21 protein-coding genes and 2 pseudogenes are annotated in these 23,663 nt (G+C 39.2%); 14 read left to right on the plus strand and 9 right to left on the minus strand.

Annotation, left to right across the window (positions count from 1 at the left end):
• The first annotated feature begins 11 nt into the window (after positions 1 to 11).
• The 5 genes from N477_RS19490 to N477_RS19510 all read left to right on the plus strand — a co-directional run bounded on the left by N477_RS19490 (position 12) and on the right by N477_RS19510 (position 3,297).
• Positions 12 to 644, plus strand: coding sequence for a Vat family streptogramin A O-acetyltransferase (locus tag N477_RS19490; protein WP_063363026.1), 633 nt, complete (start codon positions 12 to 14; stop codon positions 642 to 644).
• Positions 645 to 647: 3 nt separating this feature from the next.
• The gene (locus tag N477_RS19495) at positions 648 to 1,067 is read left to right on the plus strand and encodes a hypothetical protein (protein ID WP_063363027.1); all 420 of its coding nucleotides are present in this window, start codon (positions 648 to 650) and stop codon (positions 1,065 to 1,067) included.
• Positions 1,068 to 1,087: 20 nt separating this feature from the next.
• Positions 1,088 to 1,651 carry an AAA family ATPase gene (locus N477_RS19500; RefSeq protein WP_063363028.1) on the plus strand — a complete coding sequence of 188 codons (564 nt, stop codon included), beginning with the start codon at positions 1,088 to 1,090 and terminating at the stop codon, positions 1,649 to 1,651.
• A gap of 276 nt (positions 1,652 to 1,927) precedes the next feature.
• Positions 1,928 to 2,530, plus strand: coding sequence for a hypothetical protein (locus N477_RS19505; RefSeq protein ID WP_063363029.1), 603 nt, complete (start codon positions 1,928 to 1,930; stop codon positions 2,528 to 2,530).
• A 161-nt stretch (positions 2,531 to 2,691) separates the two neighbouring features.
• Positions 2,692 to 3,297, plus strand: a complete 606-nt coding sequence (locus N477_RS19510; RefSeq protein WP_063363030.1) for a hypothetical protein — start codon at positions 2,692 to 2,694, stop codon at positions 3,295 to 3,297.
• Positions 3,298 to 3,354: 57 nt separating this feature from the next.
• Here N477_RS19510 and N477_RS19515 read toward each other — a convergent pair whose 3' ends face one another.
• Positions 3,355 to 4,224, minus strand: a complete 870-nt coding sequence (locus N477_RS19515; RefSeq protein WP_063363031.1) for an RNA polymerase sigma factor — start codon at positions 4,222 to 4,224, stop codon at positions 3,355 to 3,357.
• A 69-nt stretch (positions 4,225 to 4,293) separates the two neighbouring features.
• On the minus strand, positions 4,294 to 4,677 hold the full coding sequence (locus N477_RS19520; RefSeq protein ID WP_063363032.1) for a YybH family protein: 384 nt from the start codon (positions 4,675 to 4,677) through the stop codon (positions 4,294 to 4,296).
• A gap of 349 nt (positions 4,678 to 5,026) precedes the next feature.
• On the opposite strand from N477_RS19520, the gene N477_RS19525 reads away from it, so the two are divergent.
• The gene (locus N477_RS19525; RefSeq protein ID WP_063363033.1) at positions 5,027 to 8,845 is read left to right on the plus strand and encodes a hypothetical protein; all 3,819 of its coding nucleotides are present in this window, start codon (positions 5,027 to 5,029) and stop codon (positions 8,843 to 8,845) included.
• A gap of 196 nt (positions 8,846 to 9,041) precedes the next feature.
• Positions 9,042 to 9,542: a GNAT family N-acetyltransferase gene (locus tag N477_RS19530; RefSeq protein ID WP_063363034.1), complete on the plus strand. Its 501-nt coding sequence runs from the start codon at positions 9,042 to 9,044 to the stop codon at positions 9,540 to 9,542.
• 73 nt (positions 9,543 to 9,615) lie between these two features.
• On the opposite strand, the gene N477_RS19535 is transcribed toward N477_RS19530, so the two are convergent.
• The 3 genes from N477_RS19535 to N477_RS19545 all read right to left on the minus strand — a co-directional run bounded on the left by N477_RS19535 (position 9,616) and on the right by N477_RS19545 (position 12,772).
• On the minus strand, positions 9,616 to 11,370 hold the full coding sequence (locus N477_RS19535; RefSeq protein ID WP_063363035.1) for an Ig-like domain-containing protein: 1,755 nt from the start codon (positions 11,368 to 11,370) through the stop codon (positions 9,616 to 9,618).
• A gap of 266 nt (positions 11,371 to 11,636) precedes the next feature.
• Entirely contained in the window at positions 11,637 to 12,179 is a 543-nt protein-coding gene (locus N477_RS19540; RefSeq protein ID WP_063363036.1) for a redoxin domain-containing protein, read from the minus strand.
• Positions 12,180 to 12,190: 11 nt separating this feature from the next.
• A complete protein-coding gene (locus N477_RS19545; protein WP_063363037.1) occupies positions 12,191 to 12,772 on the minus strand; it encodes an NAD(P)H-dependent oxidoreductase in 582 nt (193 codons plus the stop codon).
• A gap of 118 nt (positions 12,773 to 12,890) precedes the next feature.
• Here N477_RS19545 and N477_RS19550 point away from each other — a divergent pair, with 118 nt between their 5' ends.
• From N477_RS19550 to N477_RS19560, 4 genes and pseudogenes are all read left to right on the plus strand, one after another.
• On the plus strand, positions 12,891 to 13,253 hold the full coding sequence (locus N477_RS19550) for a winged helix-turn-helix transcriptional regulator (RefSeq protein WP_063363038.1): 363 nt from the start codon (positions 12,891 to 12,893) through the stop codon (positions 13,251 to 13,253).
• Positions 13,254 to 13,782: 529 nt separating this feature from the next.
• Positions 13,783 to 14,682 (plus strand): sulfite exporter TauE/SafE family protein, encoded by a 900-nt coding sequence (locus tag N477_RS19555; protein ID WP_063363039.1) that lies wholly within the window; start codon positions 13,783 to 13,785, stop codon positions 14,680 to 14,682.
• Positions 14,683 to 14,886: 204 nt separating this feature from the next.
• Positions 14,887 to 14,964: pseudogene (locus N477_RS26700) on the plus strand (hypothetical protein); the annotation flags it as partial.
• A gap of 700 nt (positions 14,965 to 15,664) precedes the next feature.
• On the plus strand, positions 15,665 to 15,880 hold the full coding sequence (locus N477_RS19560) for a hypothetical protein (protein ID WP_155731965.1): 216 nt from the start codon (positions 15,665 to 15,667) through the stop codon (positions 15,878 to 15,880).
• A gap of 109 nt (positions 15,881 to 15,989) precedes the next feature.
• On the opposite strand, the pseudogene N477_RS26615 reads toward N477_RS19560, so the two are convergent.
• Positions 15,990 to 17,114: pseudogene (locus N477_RS26615) on the minus strand (methyl-accepting chemotaxis protein); the annotation flags it as partial.
• 569 nt (positions 17,115 to 17,683) lie between these two features.
• On the opposite strand from N477_RS26615, the gene N477_RS19570 reads away from it, so the two are divergent.
• Entirely contained in the window at positions 17,684 to 18,184 is a 501-nt protein-coding gene (locus N477_RS19570) for a hypothetical protein (RefSeq protein WP_155731966.1), read from the plus strand.
• A gap of 24 nt (positions 18,185 to 18,208) precedes the next feature.
• Here N477_RS19570 and N477_RS19575 read toward each other — a convergent pair whose 3' ends face one another.
• Complete coding sequence (locus N477_RS19575; protein WP_063363043.1) at positions 18,209 to 19,105, minus strand: LysR substrate-binding domain-containing protein; 897 nt, start codon at positions 19,103 to 19,105, stop codon at positions 18,209 to 18,211.
• 153 nt (positions 19,106 to 19,258) lie between these two features.
• Here N477_RS19575 and N477_RS19580 point away from each other — a divergent pair, with 153 nt between their 5' ends.
• The gene (locus tag N477_RS19580; protein ID WP_231098134.1) at positions 19,259 to 20,023 is read left to right on the plus strand and encodes an isocitrate lyase/PEP mutase family protein; all 765 of its coding nucleotides are present in this window, start codon (positions 19,259 to 19,261) and stop codon (positions 20,021 to 20,023) included.
• Between the two features lie 146 nt (positions 20,024 to 20,169).
• On the opposite strand, the gene N477_RS19585 is transcribed toward N477_RS19580, so the two are convergent.
• Positions 20,170 to 20,634 (minus strand): hypothetical protein, encoded by a 465-nt coding sequence (locus N477_RS19585; RefSeq protein ID WP_063363045.1) that lies wholly within the window; start codon positions 20,632 to 20,634, stop codon positions 20,170 to 20,172.
• 666 nt (positions 20,635 to 21,300) lie between these two features.
• Here N477_RS19585 and N477_RS19590 point away from each other — a divergent pair.
• Entirely contained in the window at positions 21,301 to 22,932 is a 1,632-nt protein-coding gene (locus tag N477_RS19590) for a DUF342 domain-containing protein (RefSeq protein WP_063363046.1), read from the plus strand.
• 55 nt (positions 22,933 to 22,987) lie between these two features.
• On the opposite strand, the gene rnt is transcribed toward N477_RS19590, so the two are convergent.
• Positions 22,988 to 23,650 (minus strand): ribonuclease T, encoded by a 663-nt coding sequence (gene rnt / locus N477_RS19595; RefSeq protein ID WP_063363047.1) that lies wholly within the window; start codon positions 23,648 to 23,650, stop codon positions 22,988 to 22,990.
• Positions 23,651 to 23,663 lie beyond the last annotated feature (13 nt).

Consider the following 23,663-nt stretch of genomic DNA (forward strand, 5'->3'; position numbering starts at 1 on the left):
AGGAAGAACTTTTGACAGGACCCAATCCAAATAACAAACATCCGCTAGCAGGCTTTCCGCAAGTAGGCTTTTTAAAAAACTTTATCACATCAGACAATATCAATGTTGGCGATTTCACTTACTACGATGACCCTGAGGGGCCTGAAAACTTTGAGAAGAACGTTTTATATCACTTTGATTTTATTGGCGATAAACTAAATATTGGCAAATATTGTGCAATTGCCACTGGCGTGAAGTTTATTATGAATGGCGCGAATCATAAAATGTCAGGCTTTTCGACTTATCCTTTTCAAATTTTTGGTCATGGCTGGGAGAAAGTCATGCCCAAGGATGGTGAGTTACCTTTCAAAGGCGATACAGAAATAGGCAATGATGTCTGGATTGGGTATGAATCTACCATTATGCCGGGGGTTAAAATCGGTAATGGGGCCATTATTGCTAGCAAGTCGGTGGTTACCCAAGACGTGCCTCCATACAGTATTGTTGGAGGAAATCCAGCCAAGGTGATTAAAATGCGCTTTGAGCAAGATGTAATCGATATGCTTCAAGACATTGCTTGGTGGAATTGGCCAGTAGAAAAGGTGACTGAGCACCTAGATGCCATCGTTGGCTATGATCTAGAGACGTTAAAAAGGGCAAAGTAAGTCATGCAGTTAGAAGTTGAAGGCCGGCTCAAAAAATTAAAAAGTTACAAATCAAATTTTGTATTGATTGTGATAACGGCCTTATTAAGCCTAGTAACCTTAATTTTATTCGTAACAGAGAGTGAAAGCTTTATTAATGTATCGGGTTATATTAAAGCAGGTTATATGGCCTTTTTAGTGGGGTTATATGTATACATTCTATATCGCTGGAAATATACCCCTTTACGAATGATAAAACCGATATTAATTTTTAATTTACTGCAAATAGCAACAGTCAAATGGGGAGAGTCGAGTATCGGCTTGAATCCATTTTCTGCCATCGGGGTATCATTTAATTTTGATACTTTTTCTATCACAGTTAACTTGCTGGCAATAGTCATGGTTGGGCTTACATGGCGCTGTAAATTATTTGCCAAACATTAATATGCGGTATGGGGTGTTAAATGCTAAAAACACAGGTTATTGCGATAAGTGGAGCATCAGGCTGTGGTAAAACATCCCTAATAAAAGCTGTTTCAGATAAGCTTAATTGCCCATATTTACTTTTTGATGAGTACACAAATGCGCACACGTACCCAAAGGATATGAAGATGTGGTTAAAAGCGGGTGTCGATCTCAACGAGATTAAAACGCCCGCTTTTATCAAAGCACTTGAAGAACTTACACTGTCATGTAGTGCGCCTTATATCTTTGTAGAAGAGCCTTTTGGTCGGTGTAGAGCTGAGATATCAAAGTACATTGACTATGTTATTTTGCTCGATGTGCCTTTAGAAGTTTGCTTGTCTCGTGTGATCACCAGAAATATCAATACGCCGCATATTGATTCACGTAATGCCATATCAAAATACCTTTGTGCTTATGATAACTATTTAAGCGCTATTTATGCAAACGTGGTTGAACAAGTTTGTCATACCTGTGATTTGACAGTGACTGGGGTATTGCCACTTTCAAAGACTGTTGACCTAGTTGAGCGCTGGTTAGTTAGACAGCGCATTTCTCAGTCTTAAAAGTGTTTTATGCATTGTGAAATGTAAGTCATTCTTTCAATTTATATCGTCCCTTTGAGCACATCGATAATCGGTTGTTTTTAATCTAGTTAATTTTCTCCTCTATAAGTTACTGAAAATATTTGTAATAAAAAGAACGAACGGGCCCATTAGGACGCTTATGGCCATTTTTTCCCACATACTGAGCTCATCAAATCACGGGCTGTGATGACGGAGCAAGCATATTGCAAATAGCCAATTGTGATGATTAGTAACTAAATACCAGTGGGAGAAAAGATGATGAACACACATAACACAGCGCATTGCACAACACGTTGGGATACGAGATTGTTTTTGATTGCAGGGTGCTGCATGTTAATTAATACAGTTTGCTTGTGGATGAGGCATTTTTCAGGTTATCAGATGTCTTTGCTATGGGCTGCAGTGCCTGCAATTATCGCATTGGGATCTTGTACATTGGGGGTTTTAAAGCTTTATCCTAGGGCGGTGAGCCAAGCTCGTAAACTTGCCATTAGCGGGGCATGTTTTGCAATCATGTCACTGACGTCATTAGTACTTGCGTCCATGTGGATATTTGTTTTATCGGTTTTTGGAGACGGTATTACTGGTCGGCCATCAACTGGGTTTGCGGTTTTGATTGGGGCATTTATGGTGTTCATGATGATATCGTTTGCTTTTAACTCGGTTGCATTCTTAGTTGAACGCACGACTCGCAATATCGGACTTTTATTACTTGTTCCTGTCAGCTGCTGGGCACTCATGTTGATTGTTGCCTTACTTAAAAGCTTTGAAGCTGGTTTATCTCTTGATTTTTATACCAATGGGGTAATGGGCGTTGCATTTTTACTTGTCGCATTTGTTCTGAAAAAGCGTCAATAACATTTACAACATATAGTGGGATAAGGGATTGAGTATTGATACATATTGCAAATGCGCAATCCTAACCTCTTTATATTATCATTCATCTTATGTTTATAATAAGTGTGTATTCTTTAGCGCAAATAAAAAAATATACAGGATTTACAATGATAAAGAACACGATGTTTGCATTTTTACTTACTCTACCATTTATATCCAATGCGAATATTTCAATAAAGACGGCAAGTGGAACTGATAAAGAAATAAAAATAGAAAACGCCTTAAATAAACTCATTGATGAATATGATATTAAAAAGTGGCTTTATACAAGTAAGGTATTAGTCAATGAAAAGGCAAGGGTACCTCACAGTCATCCAGTACTTACAATGAATACGGCAAGGCCTTATTTAGAAAGTGATATAAGAGTGCTTTCCACATTTCTTCATGAGCAGTTTCACTGGCATGTGGTTTTAAATGGGAAAGGCAGCATTGATGAATTCCGCGGTGCGATAAAAAGAGAGTTTCCGGTTGTCGAATATAAAAGGCCGATGGGAAGCGGGGATGAAGGGGGCACACTGACACATTTAATCGTATGTTATTTAGAATACCGAGCGATGGCATCATTAATTGGTGAGCGTGAAGCAAGAGCATTGCTTGAAAGTAACCCTTATTATACGTGGATATACAAAACAATTTTGAATCAAGATAACCACTCCAAATTAGATAAATTAGTGAAAGCACTAAACCTCACTATTTTTAACCAAGACAAAAATGTAAAGCGAATTTAACTGGACGAAATCTCTTTGATAGTTAAGCGATTTAGTTCAAAACTAAATCGCATAGTGTTAATTTAGAGATTGTTGATAATAAGACTTTGCTTGCTCTAGAGTGTGTTTGAGGATATGGCTAAGAGATGCGGGGCTTTCGAAAGCTTGAATTGAGCGCTGAGAAAGCAGTGTTTTTAAAGTGTCTGTTGTATGTGATAAGCGCTTTTCAACCTCGATAAAATCGATTTGCTCGTTGCTTGTAAAACGCAGGTTACTTGGGTTTACACATCCTCTTTTACAGGTACCACGTAATTTTTTGCTGCAGTGACAAAGGGCTTGTTTATTAACAAGGCCGCAGCTTTGCTGGGTAAATTCGACGACTTCAGTTCTGGCTCGCTGGAGCTGCTTACGGTAGGTTGCAGGGGAGCAAGCTAAAATATCACTAGATTGTGCGTGGTCCAACTCAAAGATCTCACCCAAAATGTATACTAACCTTGCTTTGGGCTTTAGGCATAATAACATGGCCATAGTGCAAGATATTCTAAGTTCGTTCAGTAGAACCTGATAATCCATCCTCGATGTATATTCTTCGCTAGGAAGTTCTAAATCTGACTCCAAATCTGTTTTAAAAGTCTCGAACGATAAGTGCAATTCAGCACGTCTGGCTTTGTTGCTTGTCATGAGGTAGTTTGCGGCTACGCGATATACCCAGGTTTCAAATTTACTCTCAAAACGAAATGAACTTAAATTGGTCATTATTTTTATTAAAATATCCTGGGTAATGTCCTCGGCCTGTTGGTGGTCTACCAGCATGCGAAGTGCCAAATTAAATACCTTATCTTTTATACTGGCAATTAATTGAGCGAGCGCATCTTTATCCCCATCTACAGCGGTGCGAATTAATGCGTGCATTTCTTGTAAGTTTTTCTGCGACAAGTGAGCGTTCATTTTTATCCTTGTTCTTTTGAACAAAGGCTTCATATTTTGAAGCCCATTTATTATTTTTATATTGGGTGATTATTTGTCGGCATGTGGATTATCAATGACGATGAGCCAATTGCCGCTATCCTGTTTTCTAAGCGTTGCGACTGACAAGCCACTTTCTTGTATCGCTTCCCCAGAAGGGAGTATCGCGTTCATAACCCAGTTTGCAGTATGTGTGGCTATATCTCCAGCAATAGTTACTTTATGTGTGCCTGGATATGTAAATGTTGGTTTGATTGCAAGTGCCTCTTTAAAGCATTCAGAAATCGTTTTTCGACAATGTATCCATTGATTAGGTTCAAAGGCCACAGCTGCTTGAGTTTCATATTGCGCCATGACTGCTTCTAATTCCCCTTGATTAAAAGCGTTTGTCATACGTTTAATCGTTGCCAGTACATTTAATTCTTGATGGTTCATAAGTCTTCCTTTTTTTGTAATTTATTTTACATAAGTCATTAAAATTTAGTTGCTTAGGTCTCTTTTATTAAAAAGTAACAGCAAATCAAATACGACAAATATTTAGACAAAAGTGAAAGCAAAGGTGTGACATAAAAAGTGATTTAATTTCAGAGTGAGAATTTCAAAGTTAGTCTCAATTCGTTAATTGGTGATGTAAGGCGCTGTTTATTGTGCTGATTTTTTTAATTTAGGTTGCAAAAGTGTTTTTAAATTTTTATTTAATGTTTACTTGTAGTATCTTGCACCTGTCGCAATAATGCGTACGAATCAAGAGTTTTTACAGGAAATATTAATTTTTGAGCGAAATATGTATATAAAACAATATTATAAAATGCCTATTTTGGCTTCGACAGTAGTGTCATTGATCTTGACCGGGTGCGGCGGCTCAAGTTCAAAAGAAGAGGAAAAGCTGAATGCGCCAGCTGCAGTCGCTGAGCAAGTTTCACCAGAACTAGCACCAGAACTAGCACCAGAACCAACACCAGAACCAACACCAGAACCAGAACCAACTCCTGCACCATTAACATTCACCGTGACTGGACCTTCAGAGGTGCAAGAAAAAACCGACTTTAGCTTAACATTGGCTGTAGAGGGTGAAGGGACAATTGAATCAGTTGATTGGACACATGATTCGAGCCTGAATTTAGCTATGAGTGAAGAGAGTGATCATAGTGTTAAATTTTCAGTGCCTGATATCAATCAAGATCATACAGTGAGTTTTACTGTCACTGCTATAAGCGACTCAGAGGAAAAAATTGAGCAGGTTCATTCAGTGACATTAAAAAGAATAACTAAAAGCCTTTCTTTACAAGGTATAGTGACTGATAGCCCTATCCAGCATGCTCAAGTTAAATTATTTGCGGGTGAATCTAGTGTTGAGGTTGAAGCAAATGAATTTGGTGAGTACACCGCAGCACTTGAGGTTGATGAAAGTGAAATAGATGAAATGATAAAGGTTGTCGCAGTTGGTTCTAGCACACAACCAGAAGTCGAGTTCGTTTCTCAGCTTGGTACTTTTTCTGCACTTCTAGAGCAAGCCGGTGATGATGCTATCTTATCAAAGAGTGAGAATTTCTCGGTTAATGTGACTAATGTGACAACGGCTGAGTTTGCCCTTTTACAGCGAACAGACATTGAGATAACTGATGATGAGAGCTTAAGAGAGGCGTTACTGGCGGTAGATGGCGACGAAATGTTAAATCTTGCAACAGTCATTAAAGTCATCGTGGACTCTGAAGATTACGATTTACCTGAAGGGGTTTCATCTACATTAGAGCTTGTTAGTAATGAAGAGCAAGCTGAGATGTTTAAAGCTGCGCTTCAATCGAATAACCCTACTTATTTTGATCAAGTTAAAAAACAAATATTAGATGACGACAGTCTCACATCTAAAGATTTAACAGCCCTTCAGGGAGATTTTTTATTATATCACCCAAAATATCATAACCATTATGCTTATCACTTATCTTTAGATGAGAGTGGTCAAGGGCAGTTCGTTGCTCAAAATTCGGTGGAAGTGACCAAAGTCAGCTATGTAGATGAAAAGTATGTTGTTGAACTAGCCGAGCCAGCAATACTTTACCGCTCTGAACGATATAAACGTGATGAGAATGACGAGGTAATACTCGATGAAGATAATGTTCCTTTAAATGCGCAAATTGCATGGAAGTCTTCAAAGCTTTCACTAGAAGTACTTCATGTGAATCAAGGTGCTAATATCGTAGAGTTAAATACATATGCACAAGAATATGTTGATGGTGAATTAAACTCAGCGGCTAATTTAAACACGAAGTACACGTATAGGTTATTAGATAAGAAGCTTACTGAGCCACTGAAACGTGAGGAACTTGTTGGCAAAATATGGTTAATCGAAGCTGATAGCAAAGATTTCCGTTTACCAGATCGCGCTATCAATCGTTACGTATTTAATGAAGACGGTACGGCAACGATAGAGGGGCAAGATGGAAATACTGTTTGGGAGTTGGATGGCAACTCACTTGTTATTGTTCATAAGAATGAAGAGAGTGAGGTTAGTACTCAGTATTGGTTTACAAAATCTATTGCTTCAGGGTTTTACATTGTTGCAAAAGAGCAACAGCTGGAAGAAGGCACTGTGTCAAATTCGGCATCTCTTTTAGGCATTATGTTTCCCAAACAACCTGATTTAAATGTGACAGAAGAACAACTGATAGGTAAATGGACAGGTTTTATTGGTCGCACACAAAGTTTGCACGATTTACGTGTTTTTCCGGACTTAAATGTCAAAGTTGGGGTTGCCGAGTTAACACCTTACGCCCACGGAAAGCTTGAAAATAACCGTTTTTATCGTCAGTGGTATAGAAGTACAACAGACTTTAGTACATGTTATGAATTAACTTCAAACTGTGAACTCTCGGCACTTATGGAGTACGAATTCTTATCGATAGAAGACAATAATTACGTTGTATATAGGAAAGTAGTAGAGCATCCGGGGACGGCAGAACAAAATGTATCTTATGCAGGTTTGTTTCACTATCATTATACTTCCGAAAATGAATACAGCGCATTTAACGCTATCATGCTTGGAGGGAATACGACATTCTTCGTAGAGTCTGAAATTGGCGATAGCCCAACAATTTTTATTCGCACTGATGATAACGATGACTATGTTATTGGGCTTAATGGTGCTGATTATCCGATGTCTATTGTCGATGGCTACTTGCAATATACAGTTGAAGGCATTGTTAACCGTATTTCTTGGTTGAACGAATCTGATGATTATATAGAAGTTTGTGTATTTGAAGCTTCGCAAGGTTGCCAAGAGCACAACAAACAAGTTTGGTTTTACAAACCTGAAGCTTTACCCCGGAAAAAGAGCTATTTCTTTGACAAAAGAGACGTAGATTCTATTCACTATACTTTAGAGCAAAGGTGGGATGAGTCTGTCGAGTTCAAGAGCGCTTATGAATTCGATTCTAGTATGAATGCTGAAGTGGTTGGCGGTAAAATCATTCTTACAGTGCCGCAAGATGCATACACGCCCGACTATGCGTTTGAAAGGATAGATAGAGTAGAAATTGAAGACGTTGGTGAAAAGTCTAAGCTCACTATTACTTGGAATAGTTACGATTTTGGTCAAATACAAAGCTCTTTAATCACTCAATCAATAAAAGATAAAGTCGATGCTCGCAATGGCATCCAAATCTTGCCAGAGGACATGATTGGTCAGTGGTCAATACCAAACCATTATTTATATACATATTACTTTGAAGATGGAGAAGGGTATAAAGTTAATAATTTTGATGACCAGAGAGAAGAGTTTACTTGGTCTTTAGACGGAGGGAATGTACTTAATCTCGTCTACAACTATTATCACGTAGAGCGAATTACTGTTGTTGACGATATCGAGGTAGGGTATCAATTTATTATGGAGTTTGGTAATACACACCCTTATTCAAGATCTAGCCATGATATATCTGATTGGATGGTCAAACATCAGCCACTTGAATTCTCACAAGATGATTATGTGGGACGTTGGTTGAGATTAAGGCTTTCACCTGAAGGCCCTCAGCTTACTGCTGCTATGGAAGTATATGATGATATGACTGTTCACCATGGTACTGAGACTGCTACCTTGCAAGGGTATTATGAAAATGGGCAGCTCATTCTAGGGCATTATTATGACCAGCAACTTGGACGCTCTGTGAGAAAGTGCGAAGACCGTTCTCAGTGTTCAATTTATGATGAGTATGTATATACACCCATCGCGCAGAGCGGCTCTTTAGTTTATTTTACAGGGGCGAATAGAGTTGAAAGCGGAGCACATGAGTTTTTTATAATGCGTAAACAAGAGATACCTTTTGAAGACGGTTTTACGCATATCCATACTCGTTTTAATTTAATTGATGAAAACAATAATGCGTGGGTGGGGTATGGAGATGGTTTCAAGGGTTTTTTAACAATACCGTTTAGAGGTGAGTTTGAGTATGAGCTCTACGATGGGAAAATCCTCCTAACTTTAGATGATGGACATGATTATATCATCGAAATTGTGCCTCAAAGTAATACGGTAGAAGGCATCTCTTTTTGTATGTATCAATCGGGGTTTGCTTGCACACCTGAAAAAGTGATTCGATTACGTTATTAAAGCGCTTACAACAATTAGAATTACTTTAAAGTTAGTAATTTTAAAACGCTATTTATAAATATAAATAGCGTTTTTTATTTCTAAAGTGCCAAAAAGTCATTTATCTATTCTAGCTTTATAGAATAAACTTGGTTTCATATGTTCTAACGTGTAATTAGAATGTGATTATATAAATAATTAAAGGAGTATTTAAAACGTGGTTGAATACAGAGTTGCAAATCCCATAGAGCTTCCAACCTTAAAATCACTGTTGTGGAAATACGGCCCCAATGAATGGAACTACCTAACTCAAGCTGGTGTTGATGAAGAGTTTGCACTCATTGAACAGTGTGATGCAGAGGCACTTGTAGCGCTAGACGGCGAACAAATAGTTGGCTTTGCTGTCTTGATAAATGGTAATGTCAGTCCAGACTACCTGAGTCAATATTGCTGTCTAGACGAGATTGCGTTTATAGGTGATGTGGTGGTGTCTGCAGAACATAGCGGTAAAGGCATTGCTACGCAGCTTTTACGTCACTGTATTGATTTGGCAAAGGATAAAGGGGTTGGCTCTGTTTTGATTGAGCGCCATGAAGAAAACTTAGCGTCAGCAGGTATGATGAAAAAAGCAGGGTTTTCCGTGATTGATACTTTTTATGACCCCAAAAAACGCGCAGCTGGTTCGCAAAAGAGCGTTATACTGTCAGTTACGCTCTAACGTATTTATTAAAACAATATACTAAAAATATGGCAGTACTTAGGGTGATGAGTACTGCCATGTTCAATTTTACTTATTTGATATAACCAAGGCCGACCAACTGATGTTGACGATGCAGCATTGGATCTTGCATTTTGCATCGACCGTCATACCTACTGATTTCCCAGTTGGTATAAGTACATAGTTTAGGTGTCATTATATTTTGGATCTCTTTAATTACGCTGTTGTCTAAGGCTTTGTCTGGAAATTGTGTTTCTTTGATATGTATAGCCCAAGATAGTGCGACTGGGCTAAACCAAGACGGTTGTGGTCCAATCATTGGAAGGTAAGATAAGCCAAACTGTGACGTAAGCATGACAGGGGTATCATTGTAAGGGAATGGACGCTCATCAATAACGCCAGAGTTAATAAACAAGTCTATCCACTGCCTATCATTATTTGTAAATTGACTGCGGGGCGTTGGTGCAATTCCATGTAGTTGACCATTAACAGGTAATTGTGAATTAAGACTTTCAAAATAAGCAATCAAACTACGATTTTCGAAGCTTTTATCTATATCCAGCGCGTTGTTGTACTCAGTCATATTTGTAGTACCAGCTTGAAATCCCATCACCCCCTCAGTATTAAACATGGCGTCGTAAAAAGGGCGAATGGTGTCGTATAAACGTGCCAAAACTTCATCTGATGGTTTGGGTCCTTCGCAGTTTTTTCCCCAGTCATCTACAAGAGTTCTTTGAATTGTTGTTCCTGCTGAGAAGTTAATATATTCCACATCTAGATCTTGTAATACCGTTTGCTTGAATTGCTCTGCTATCTGTTGAGTATGTGACTTGAGTAACTTAATATTTGCCTCAGTTGGGTTGCAATATAGGTCATATCTAGAGGAGTATAGTTTGGGATATGGACCGACAATCAGCTCAGCGTGCGGGTTATGTTCTAAGAGGTAATGAAGTGGCCTTAAACCATGCTTAACATCGGGGGATTCATAACTTTTATATAAGGCCTGATGAAACTCATCAATGAACCAAGCGGCAGGTATAAAAGATGCTTTACCTGAATTATCTGTGAATTGGTCTACTTGCTTAAGCGTATCATGTACAATTTTTGGCACGAGATAAGTGGGATCAAATGATTGAGAAGAGGCTTGTTGATAAAAGCCTTGCTCATCAACGTAAAATAAACTCTTTATTCGGCTTCTATAGCGTAGAGTAGAGGAGAAGTGTACTCCTTCATCTTCAAGAATTAAGATGGTTTGTTTGGGGTCTGCTTTACTTTGATCAAATTCACCATCTGAAAATTTAACCTCAACGAGATCACAGTATTCAGGGGTATCATCTGATAAGCAGGCAATATTATTGTCGTTTAAAGTATCAAGTGTTTCACTGGCAAAGGTATCAACACGCTGTTTTAACGCAACTAAATACTCGTCTCTCGTTTGTTGTACCTGGCCATCAATGATGCCTGTCGCCGTTGCATTTTTATCGTCTGAAATAGTATAAGTAAGTGAAAAGTCACCGACATAGTTTTGTTCAGGCGTGATGATTAAAGCGTTATTTTCAATTATAGTAGTGACATTTCCTGTGTCGACGACTACATCAATAAGCGTTATTGGGTCGCCATCTGGATCACTGTCATTGGCCAGTGGATCGAAAGTGATTACTTCATTTGTTTGTATGGTGACTGAATCCTTATTCGCAACTGGGGAGTGGTTTGTTTCTTCTGGTGGCTGATTGGGCCGGTTACTTCCTTGAGGCGTTTCACTGCCTCCACCGCAGCCAGTTAATGCTAAAAGCAAAATGCTTAGACCATAGCTTTTTATTCCGTTCATTTTATTTCCTTGAAATTAAACTTCTATTCAGCAAGCTGATTTAAGTGATGCGCCGTTATTTCACCACACAGGCTCGCGAGGGTTTGTTACTTTTTGTTATTTGTAGGGAGATTTTTGTACATTATATGGGGGCGTAGAGAAATATTCTTACCTGAACATTGAGTAAATGTGAATTTAATTCAAGAGGCTAGCCATGGAAAAACCCTTATATATTTAGGCAGCAGCACAAGGCAATGAAGCGTTTAAGCTGCTGCCTAAATGAAAACTTAACGATGCATACCGCGAACAGGATTATTGTTTTCAGGGTTTCTTATCCAAGTTAGACCATTTACAAGTGCGGTAAGTTCTGGTCTTACAAATGGGTTGTTTGATATATCGATAACTTGAATATTCCCCTCGTCGTTAACAACAAAAAGGCCTGGTTCTGCAAAGTGGTGATCAGTTTCTTGTTCTGAGCGAGGATCTGAAATATACAAACCGAGTTCCTTCATTTGCGTAAGGGATAAACCGTAAGCAATATCAAATTGAACGTCTAATTGAAGTTGGTGCTCTGCCAGTTGAGCTTGGCTATCACCTGAGACCGCAATCACGTCTACGTTAATAGCAGCAAGGCTTGCAATGTGGCTTTCTAACTGGTTTAGGTATTTTGTACATAAAGGGCAATGTTTTCCACGATAAACTAAAATAAGTTGCCAATCAAAACCAGACCTTGGCTCCCCTAATGTAACAGTTTTATCATTGAATAGGGTGACGGGCAGCTTAGGAAACTTGCTGCCAGCATGAAGTTTGTCTGTATAGTGTTGGGACATGGCTCTATCCTTTAAAAGTGCTTATTGATATGTGTTGTAAAGCGGGCTAAATCATTTTCAATATCTGCATGTTTCATCACATCAAAACAAGCGAATGTGGGCAAAGCAGTTAAGTTGAAGAATTTAAAGTTCATATGCATTGGAAAGAGCAGATCATCCACTGACTTTCCATCAAAAAACTCCGCTGTATCATTAAAAGCCTGTTTTGGGGCGTTAAATGTGACCGACATCATATATTTTTTACCTTTAAGTACACCGCCACTACCATAACCCTCAGTAGGTGTTGATGCACTGCGTCCGTCTCCTTGGCATAATGTGCCCGCCATACCTGCTGTATAGACTTCATCCATATACTTTTTAAATGACCATGTAACGCCCATCCAGTTAATAGGGGATTGAAAGATTATGACGTCAGCCCATTGATGTAGAGCGAGTTGTTGTTCGACATCTATGTTTTCTTCCATAGTCACAATATGTGTTGTGTGTCCTTTGTTTTGGAGTAACGTAACCGCTGTATCGACGAGCGTTGCATTTAGCTTCCCTTCAGAGAATGGATAATACAGATGCCCATTGATGATTAAAATATTGCTCATGACCTCTTTCGAACTCGTTTATTTATTAACCAGATTGTTTAAGGTATAGTTTAGGAACCTAAAGTAAAATAACAACTAGTATACTTTTAGTAACCTAGTGTTTATGGTGGTATAAAAATTGAAAAGTTCAGTTAAAATAGATGCTAAAGGGCGAAAAAAAGTTTTGAATATGTGCGATGAACCCTGTGCAATTGAAAAGGGGATGAGGCTGATCGGTGGGAAGTGGAAGGGCTCGATAATTTACCATCTAAAAGATGAGCCTGTACGTTTTAACGATTTAGCACGAATGCTAGGTGGCGCGACGAAGAAGATGGTGGACCAGAGACTTAAAGAGCTAGAGCAGGAGGGCATGGTTGTTCGCAAAGTGATCAGTGATAGACCTGTTGCAGTTACTTACGAGTTGACAGAATTTGGACGCTCAGCACTAGATATTCTTGAATCACTCAGAATTTGGTCAGAGTCTCATAACATTAAAATCTGAATTAATATGATTGTTATAATAACTATGTTTCAGCTAAATATCAGTGTTTACTAAATGTCATTAGAGCCCTGAAAAAGCTATTCTCTCAACGTTAAATATTTAATTACTTTTAGCTCCCTCAATGTCTCTTCTATGCAGCCTAAGAGTATATGTGCTCTCCTTAACTATTACATTTTCGAAAGAGCATCAACCTAGTCGTTCGCAATTTTGATTATTATTTGATAGCTATCTACAAAAGTGAATTGATGTGTGGTGAATAGGTGTGAAAAATTTAATAATTTCTTTTAATAATGAAGTTCAATAAATAAGTTTAATTTCCACTACTTTCTGAATTTTATGGTTTAATTCTCTTTTTCGGTGTTAGTGAAGGAGCGTAAAGTCTTCCTCAGACATCTGCTGATCTAAATCAAGGGACAAACCGTAATTAATAAGTCTTCAGATTAGTGGTAGCACTCGTTACCCTTTGGTAAACTGCAAGTTAAAAATGTAGGGATAATCTTGATTCAGATTGTAAGGACAAGAAATTTTTATGATTGAGAAGTTAAAGCAGCCGTCAACTTGGCCGTTGTATTTTACATTACTGATATACGTATCCTTGATTTGGATGCAAGGGTTATCTAGTGCCATGTTGCAAGTATTACAAGAAATAGAAATTGCACTGACCATGGCGTTGGGGTCGTTTGTTGCTGGTGGGACGGCATTGGGGGGCGGTGCCGTAGCCTTCCCTGTTATGACTAAGGTATTAGATATTGAGCCAAGTACGGCGAAAGTGTTTTCATTGGCCATTCAAAGCTTTGGTATGACTGCGGCAACGATTACTATATTATGCCGCCGTATTCCTATTTATACTAACTTAGTACTGCTAGCGCTGCCAATGTCCGCATTAGGTGTAATCATAAGCTTACTTTATATTGCGCCTATTGCCCCGCGTTTGCTCGTTAAATCCATTTTTAGCTTCTTACTTTTATGCTTTGCAATCACCATGTTAATGCGTTGGTGGAGAAAAGCTCATCACCAACACAGCGCACCAAAAATACAGCCTAGCACACTTCGTTTTATGTTGGTGGCTTTTGTTGGGGGTGTTGCCAGTGGATTGGTGGGGTCTGGATCTGATATTGCTTTATTTGCTCTTTTGGTTATCGCTTACAATGCGGATATCAAAAAGGCAACTGCAACTTCTGTGGTGGTTATGGCATTTACTTCATTAGTCGGTAGTGTGATGAATGCATGGTATTTAGAGGCTATTACACCACAGATTGAAAGCTATTTGCTTGCAGCAATTCCTATTGTCGTTGTGGGTGCGCCTTTGGGGGCCTATGTTTGCTCTAAAGTAAAAGTCGGCCAATTGGTGAGCTTTTTATTGTTGCTTATTGCCTTAGAGGTTTTTTTCACAAGTTACGAGCTATACTCTGGTAATGTCTTATCTTGAATAAAGTTAAAACATTTATTCAAATATGAATTGTATTTTTTAGTCAATTAATCAGGGGTTCGAAAAGATAACAAAAATGGAATTCAATACCAAACAAAAAAGCGATTTGGGTGCTCTGCCTGCGAGTTAAAGCCGGCTGGGCGAAAAGCTAAGCTTATTTTGACGGCAAAGCGGTTACTCAATACTTAGTTATATAGTCAAGTTACCATGCGAGATATTGCCCCCGAGGCAGACATCAACTCTGCCATAATTAAATATTATTTTGGTGGTAAAGAAAGTTAATTTATGGCGTTAATACATTCGATATCAAGAGACCACTTTTCTCAATTTGTAGATTTAATGTCACAATCAAAGCGGGTGTATTAATTTACTCTGCGTTTTGGAAAAGTTTTTGAAATACACTCAAGGTTAGTGTCCTTATTGAGAGAAGAAATATTTAACAAAATAGCCTCCTTAACAGAAGTGTTCATGGCTACCTTGCTTGCAAGGCTCCCTAAGTATTTGCCTCCGCTTATTCAATAAGAGGTAGGCATAGTTGATGGGAGCTACTCGATATCAAGCGTTAAGTATGTCATCTTTTAGATCGCAAAATCGTTTTGTGTGGTAAGTTAATGGGTAATAACCAACTCAGCACCTTCGTGAAACTTTCAGGTGAGGTTGTTGCCATATACATATTAAAATTGGGTATATTTTTAAATCGGCGGCATTGCTGCTTGAGATTGAAAATAGTGAGTACCAATTTAAATTGGCTAGTTCAGAGGCTTGATTGGCAATTTTCACCAAAGTTGGTTGTGCGTCCTAGTTAGCTTAATAGTGCTAATGCTCTGAATAAATCAATAAAGTAGAAAAATAAGCCAAAATGAGGTTCAGGACGCTGAGTAAAGAGCGTGTTAATTAATAAAAAGTCAGCTATTTAGGGGGGCTTTTGAGGTGTAATTTCGGAAAAATTAATCGAGTATAAAAAAGCACAAAAAGGAAGTTTATGATGAAGTTTTCGATCAGTCGTTTTGAAAGTACATTGGGTATTTTTAAAGTACTCGGCAACTGTCAGCCTGCAGGTAAGATTGAAGTGTTGAGGCTTGAAGTGATGGGCACTGATGGGTGGATTTTGATGGATATGCACCAAGCCATGACACAAAAGATAATTAATCAGCTAATTACTGAGTTAAGAAACCACCCTAAGTTGGGAAGTCTATAAGACTCCCCAATCGGCTGTATTCAGCTTTATATGTAGCTACTTAGCTGAGCCTTGCAACCGTATTTACAATGCTATCTACTTGCTGGTTAATTTCATTAATGGTGGTGTTAAGCTCCTCGATAAGAACGACACCTGAGCTGACCTGCTCAGCACTTTTTCTCATAGAGTCCGACACTTCTTCTGAATGCGTAAGGTTTGCCTTAACAACATCGGCGATTTCAGTCGTTGAACTACTTGTTCTGGCTGCAAGTTGACGTACTTCATCGGCAACAACAGCAAACCCTCGGCCTTGCTCACCAGCCCGGGCTGCTTCAATAGCAGCATTGAGTGCCAGTAAATTGGTTTGCTCTGCAATGGCGCTGATGGTAGATACAATATTACTGATTTGGTCTGATTGCTTGTTCAAAGCCTCTATTTTTGTCAATGCCGTATTCATGTCATCGCTCAATATTTGCATGAGTTCAATGACACCTGTGACAGACTCAGAGCCAGTTTGAGCGGCTTTATCAGCAAGGCTTGAGGCATGACCAACATTTTCTTGCGTTTGGCGTGTACCAACAATACGTTCCGTGATATCAGAGGCAAATTTAGTTACCTTAATGACAGTACCATTTTTGTCTATGATGGGGTTATAACTGGCTTCAAGCCATAACTCGTTACCCAGTTTATTTTTCCTTTCAACTTGGCCACTGAAATAGTGGCCAGCAGCTAACTGGCTCCAAAGCGCAGTGTAATCTCGAGATTGAACGATATGCTCTGGGCAAAACAAGCTATGGTGTTGATCTTTGATTTCGTCTAAACGATAACCTGTTGCCGCTAAGAAATTCTCGTTGGCACTGAGCACATTGCCTGATGTATCAAATTCTATGACTGCCATTGAACGGTACAGTGCATCAATCAGGTTTTGTTGAGATACAGCGGTATGTTCACGCTTAGTGACATCAGAAGCAAATTTGATGATCTTAACTAATTGACCGTCGATATTAAAAACTGGGTTGTAGCTCGCTTCAAGCCAAAGTTGTTTTCCAGAGCGAGTGAAACGTTCTATGGTGCCAGAGAAAAAATCGCCTCGATTTAGGTTTTGCCAAAGATGTTGGTAATCTGCCGAACCAGTATATTGTCTGTCACAAAAAATACGGTGATGTTTACCAACTAACTCATCTAATTCGTATTCCATCACTTTGAGAAAGTTATCATTTGCGGTAATGATTTTTCCATCGGGGGTAAACTCAATGATGGCAGTGGAACGCCCTACAGATGCCAGCGTTTGCTCAAATGCTTGTTTCTCACTCGTGACTTGATCAAGCGATTGCTGCAGTGCTTTTCTTTCTTTGCCAAAACTAAACATTGATGTTCAAAACCCTTAAGATGATTATTTAGGATTGTCGAATTATTGTTATATGCAATTGAAAGTCAATTAGTATGTTTAAATATCATGAATTAGTATGTATTTTGTACCTTTTATGGTTTGTTTTATTTTATAATTTCAATTTAAAACAATCACTTATATGTTTATTGATATTGTTTGAATTAGATTGCTTTTATGTCACCAAAGAAAGCTCCTAGCGCTTTAAAATGTTGCTTTTTGTATATTTCATTGAACTTCAGAGTGTTTTTTGAACAAAGGGTGTTTAAATATTTTCAATGAAGAAGTGTTGTGTGTATTTTGTGCAAAGAAAGGGGCTCACAAATTAATTTAGGTGGAACGCTGCCTTTAGACACTTTAGGTGTATGATATTGTTGAAATTAGTACAATATAAGTGGTAAACATAATTAGTAAATAAAAATAATAATTGGAGTAATATGATGCGGTTAAGCTTTATGGTTTTGATTCTCGTCTTATCGTTTGGTACTCAGGCAAATGATACACCTGAAAAAGCGGTTAGTTCATTGTTTGAAGCACTTTCACATGCGGCAAAAGAAAAGCCAAATATCCCAATGCTTAAGAAGCTATTTCACCCTGAGGCAAAAGTTTATGGTGTCCATTTTACTAAAGCCACACCGAGTTTGATGGCCATTTCTAGTACCGAGTTTATTAAATTGCTGGATAAAGTGCCTGAAAAAGGGTTTTACGAATGTGAGGTGGTGAGAAAAGTGCAAACATATGACCGTTTTGCACAAGTATACAGCGTGGCAGAAACTCGATTTAATAGAAAGCAAAAACAGCCTGACTTTACAGGGGTAAATAGTATTCAGCTCTATAAATACGACAATGAATGGCAAATATTGTCTTTGTATTATCAGATAGAAAGCCCTAGCCACCCTATAAACTTAGAGGGCGCTAAAAGTGGGGTGTGCTTGTAACTAGAGCTAAGAGCACCAAATGGCTTAGCAGTGCTTCATTTCGTTGTTGAGCCAGTCGGTAAATATTTGTAGCCTTGCTAGTCTGGGAGTATTTGTATCGTAGACAAAATATCGCTTAACTTTGTTTGGATGGGGTAGTCTGTAGGGAATAATAAGGGTTCCTCTATCCAGTTGCTCTTGACATAAGTACGGAGCTGCCAGTGTAACGCCATGACCACTAGAAACAGCACTAATTGCCATATCCGTCGAGTTGACTTTTGTCCAAAGTGTGTGATGTTCAACCCCTTTCACTCCGGCTACATTAAACCAGCTAGGCCAATCGTAGGGACCAGCATGCGTTAAAGTAACTATATGTTGGGATAATAGATTGGCGGGGTCGTTTAAATTGAGTTGTTTCGCTAAGCTATTTGAGCAAATAGGGTAAACGGGTGATTCACCAAAATATTCGCAGCTAAAGTTATCCGGTGTATGCTGCTCAACCGTGGTACCAAATCGTATTGCTAGGTCTATATGCGCTTGTTTCAAATCAACAAAATTTGCTGATGAAGAGACGTTAATTTGAATATTTGGGTAACGATCTGTAAAGCCTTGCAACCTTGGCATCAGCCAAAGCGAAATAAAAGCCTGTGTAGAAGTAATAGTGAGCTCACCATCAATACCTTCTCTTTGAACTTGGTTGATCCCTTTATTTAATATCGTGAGCCCTTTTTGAGCATGTTCGAATAGGGCTGCTCCTTGTTGGGTGGGGAGCATTCGCTTTCCTTTGCGAACAAACAGGCGGCTATTGAGCAAGGCTTCGAGTTGACGTATTTGTTGACTGACAGCAGCTTGAGATATACATAACTCCTGTGCTGCTAGGCTATAGCTATTGTGTCGTGCTGCACATTCAAACGTGACTAACAAGTTGATATTTTTAAACACTTGAAGTTTATAATTCTTGAATTCATCTTGGTATTATAAGCAGGGCTTATAATAAAAGTCGATTTTCATCGTTGGTCTTTTTTAATCGGGACTGTAAAAATGCAGTCATTGAACACGTATTAATACAATTACTAAATATAAGACAAGGACATAATGATGAGAGAGTTTAAACAGCTGCACCAGCAGAAGACGCCACTTTTGTTGGCAAACGTTTGGGACGCAACCAGTGCAAAATGTGCTGAAGCAGCTGGCTATCAAGCAATTGGTACCTCTAGTGCAGCATTGGCTGCAGTACTTGGTTACGAGGATGGTGAACATATACCTTTCGAAGAGCTATTGTTCGTTGTTAAAAGGATCGCAGCATCTAGCAGTTTGCCTTTGAGTGTTGATATTGAGTCTGGTTTTAGTGCAGAACCACGTATTATCGCTAACCATATTCAGCAGCTGGCTGAGTTGGGCGTAGTGGGGGTTAATATTGAAGATAGCCAAGTACAAGACACACGGACATTACGTAATAAAGATGAGTTTGCGACCTTGTTGCAGAGCGTGCGTGCTGAGCTTGCCGGGCGCGAAGTGCCTATGTTTATCAATGTGCGCTGTGATACATTTTTGCTGGGTGTGGATAATGCAGTAGATGAAGCACTGAGCAGAGCGAGTAGCTATCAAGCCGCCAGTGCGGATGGGCTTTTTTTCCCATGCATTTCTTGTGAACAAGATATCGCTCGAGTCGTTGGGGCAACATCATTACCGATTAATGTGATGGCTGTCCCATCTTTACCTGACATACAAATATTGACACAGCTTGGTGTTAAGCGAATTAGCACAGGCAATTTCGCGCAGATAGCAATGAATGAGCAGTTGAGTACTAAGTTATCACAAATTAAAGCGCAAGGGAGTTGCTCCATACTTTTTGAGTGATGATAATTTTAGCTGCATTTTGACTAAAGAATAATGTACATGTGCTCTATTGAAACCATCAATGAGCACATGATGGGATATACAGCCGTACTGTTGATTATCGAATAAAGATAATACTCGTATTTTAAATGGGTCAAATAGTTCTGCTACGAAAGCGGTTCACTTAACTGCATATTAGAATGATGAGGTATGTCGCACATCGTTACTGCCAAACGATTAAAGTCTTGGTTACAAGGTGGTGCAGCATATAAGATATTTGAGTTATCTTTAAAAGTGGAGCGGCTCAAAATGTTGATTGTTCTTTGACCATGTGCAACTGCATACATGTGACTTCGGTCTATTCTCCACGCGCAAACCTTCTCCGTTTCAGGATTATTAGCTTGTGTAATTTTGACGACATTTGAAGCGACAGATAAGTCCATGTAGCTTTTTTGGCTGCGTGCGATTTTGTAATAAAAGGCACTACAATCTCTGCGACAAGGTATAAGTTCAAACTCAGCCGCATTTTCGACTAAACCATTGCCATAAAATAAGCCGGTTATTTCATTACTAATAGTTATGTAGCCAAAGTCTTGACCTTGAGTTACTAGTTTTAGGTGTTGTTTGCTCATGCTTTATTACCCACAGTGATTTGGCATCATCTGTATGGCACTCTCTTTAACTCATGTTAATAAGACGAATGCCTTAATGAAAACATTAGAGATCCTTTATTGAGTAAATATGACATTTGCTCAAAACTTATGTGTTGATACGAACAAGCTCTGATAGAGTTTATCTTGCTATAAACATAACTTCTTACTTCCTCCATAATTTATTGATAACGTCATCTTAGCCACTTGAAAGCGCTGTAAAGGTAGCGTTTAACAGGTCAGTGTTCCGAGCAGCGCGATAACGCTTTTTGATGGCTTAATAAATGCATAAAATTCCATGATAGATTTTACTAATTAAAAAAAGATGTGAAATTGAATTAAGGCATTTTCAATCAAATATGATGTCAAAGTTGGCAAAGCTGTTAATCAAATGACAGGTTTTGGGTTTGTACCCAGCTAATAATAAAGTCTCATATTATGAATTTTGCTAAAGAAATCACGCATTTTTCCGATAAATTTAGTAATAATAGTAACTTGTACTATTTTGGCATTAAGTGTGTTTACAATCATTCATAAACTGCCTAAAAAGCGGCCGATTTTAACTTAACATTGTAAGGGCTATGTGCTGAAATGGTGGAAGTTGCATAAAAAAAAGTAAAATATGCAAGAGTATTTAGGAAGGAAGTGATGTCGTTGTTTAGTTTTGATGAGGAATCTGGGTATGTTTCTATGAAGGAACATCCTGCGCACTCGGGGTTTCCCGCCAGTGCTGCACAGCTAGTTGAGCTGCTAGAACAATCCTCTTATGCCGACTTTGATGTCATTCATGCCAACATTGGTCAATTATTTACCCCTTCTGATGATAGAGACAAAGATGTCCTTATCGTTGCAAGAGCGGTCGACGCTTCCATTGCTGTACGTGTAGAAGAAAATAACATGTTAGCGGAAGCCAGACTCACCACTGCCAGAGGTGGTAAGTTAATCACGATTGATGAAGCAAGAGATGCTTTGACCAATGCAGGTGTGGTAAAGGGTATAAATGAAAGAGCACTTGATACATTTTTGGGTCAGCAGTTTGAGCAATCCCCAGGCAGTGTTTATTCAGGTATAGTCGCCCATGGTGTCAGAGCAAAAGATGGTACGGATGCACGGTTTGTTCGGTTATGCATGACTGCACAGGATCGCGTACTGAGCCCACAGGAAAAATCCGGTGGTAAGGTTGATATGCGAGACTTGGGGGCAATCATTACTGTTAAACCAGGCAGCCCATTAATGAAAAGAGTCCCGCCAACACCTGGTGAAGAAGGCTTTTCTGTGTTCGGTGATGTATTAGAGCCAAAACCAGGAAAAGACTATACGCTACAGGTATCTGAAGGGACAAAGATAAGTCCAGATGACCCCAATTTACTGATTGCTGACGCAAAAGGCGTTCCAGTGGCTGTGCCGCGTGGCATGCGTGTTGATGATGTTTTATGTTATGACAACGTGGACGTAACGACTGGGCATATCGAGTTTGACGGCAGTGTGGTTGTTAGTGGTGATGTTAAAGATGGCATGAGAATAAAGGCATCTGGTGATATTACGGTCATTGGCTTCGTTGAATCTGCGCAGTTAGAAAGTGAAAGTGCAGTAACTGTAATGCTTGGTGCAATAGGACGCAAACGCATAGAGGGCGAAGATTTTTCTTGTATCATTAAAGCTAAGCGCACTATTTCAGTTGGATATGGACAATATTGCCATATAGAGTCAGAGCAAGACTTATTTATTGAACGCCAAGCTTTGCATTGTGATTTAAAGTCTAAACGATTGATCAGAGTGGGCAAGGGGGATACACCACGCGGAAAATTGATCGGCGGTAATGTGTATAACGCGATGCGCATTGAAGCAGGTGAAGTGGGTGCGCCTTCTGGGACAAGAACACGTATTGTCCTTGCACAAGATTGGTATGACTTGAAGAAAAAAGAAAAGGAATTTAAAGAGCTTGATAAGCTGTTATCAGACAAGATACTCGCTGTGAAGCGGGCGCAAATTAAAGCGAAAAAGACACCAGCTTCAGATAAGCGAGATAATTACCTGAAAAAACTGACTGTTACAGAGCAACGCCTTGATACACACTACAAGCGTAATGTCCGTAATTGTAAGTTAGTTGCGCAAAAGTTATTGCGCTTGGTTAAACTGAGTCGTGTAAAAGTGAATGAGCTAATGCATCCTGGTATAGAATTGACTATCGCAAAAGACAGTCGATCTTTTTCCAGAATTTACCCACCGCATTCGGTCAAATTAGACGCTGGAAAAATTACTCAGGAGTTTCAAAACTAAAAAAAGCAGCCTAGGCTGCTTTTTAGTTTTAATGACTTGTTTTAAGTAGCGTTGCTTAATCCTGGTCAGTAGTACTTGGCTCCTCGCTTGGAGGCAATGGCCACCCACCTAACGCTTGCCATTTATTGACAATGTAGCAAAACAGCTCAGCTGTTCGTTCAGTGTCATAAAGTGCAGAGTGCGCTTGAGAATTATCAAATTCTATTCCGGCAGCTCGACATGCTTTCGCAAGCACTGTCTGACCCAGCGCCAGTCCTGACAAAGATGTGGTATCGAAGCTAACGAAAGGGTGAAAAGGCGTGCGCTTTATATTATTACGTTCAATTGCTGCATTCAAAAAACCATGGTCAAACGCCGCATTGTGAGCAACAATGACAGAGCGCTGACATCCAGCATCTTTTTGTGCTTTTCTGACTGCTTTGCAGATTTCTTTGATTGCTTCGCTTTCTTCTACTGCGCCACGCAGCTCAGAGAAAGGGTCAATACCGTTAAACTCTATGGCAGATTGCTCAATGTTAGCCCCTTCAAAAGGTGCTACATGGAAATGAATGGTTTTATCAATGCTGAGCTCACCTTGGCTGTCCATTTTTAATAAACTGACCGCAATTTCTAGCAAGGCATCAGTTTCTTTATTGAAGCCTGCTGTTTCAACATCAATTACTACGGGGAAAAAGCCTCTGAAGCGTTTTGCGAATAGGGTTTGCTCTTGTTCTGCCATGATTAACTTGGAT

Source organism: Pseudoalteromonas luteoviolacea H33-S (assembly GCF_001625695.1).
In the GTDB taxonomy this organism is placed as follows: domain Bacteria; phylum Pseudomonadota; class Gammaproteobacteria; order Enterobacterales; family Alteromonadaceae; genus Pseudoalteromonas; species Pseudoalteromonas luteoviolacea_B.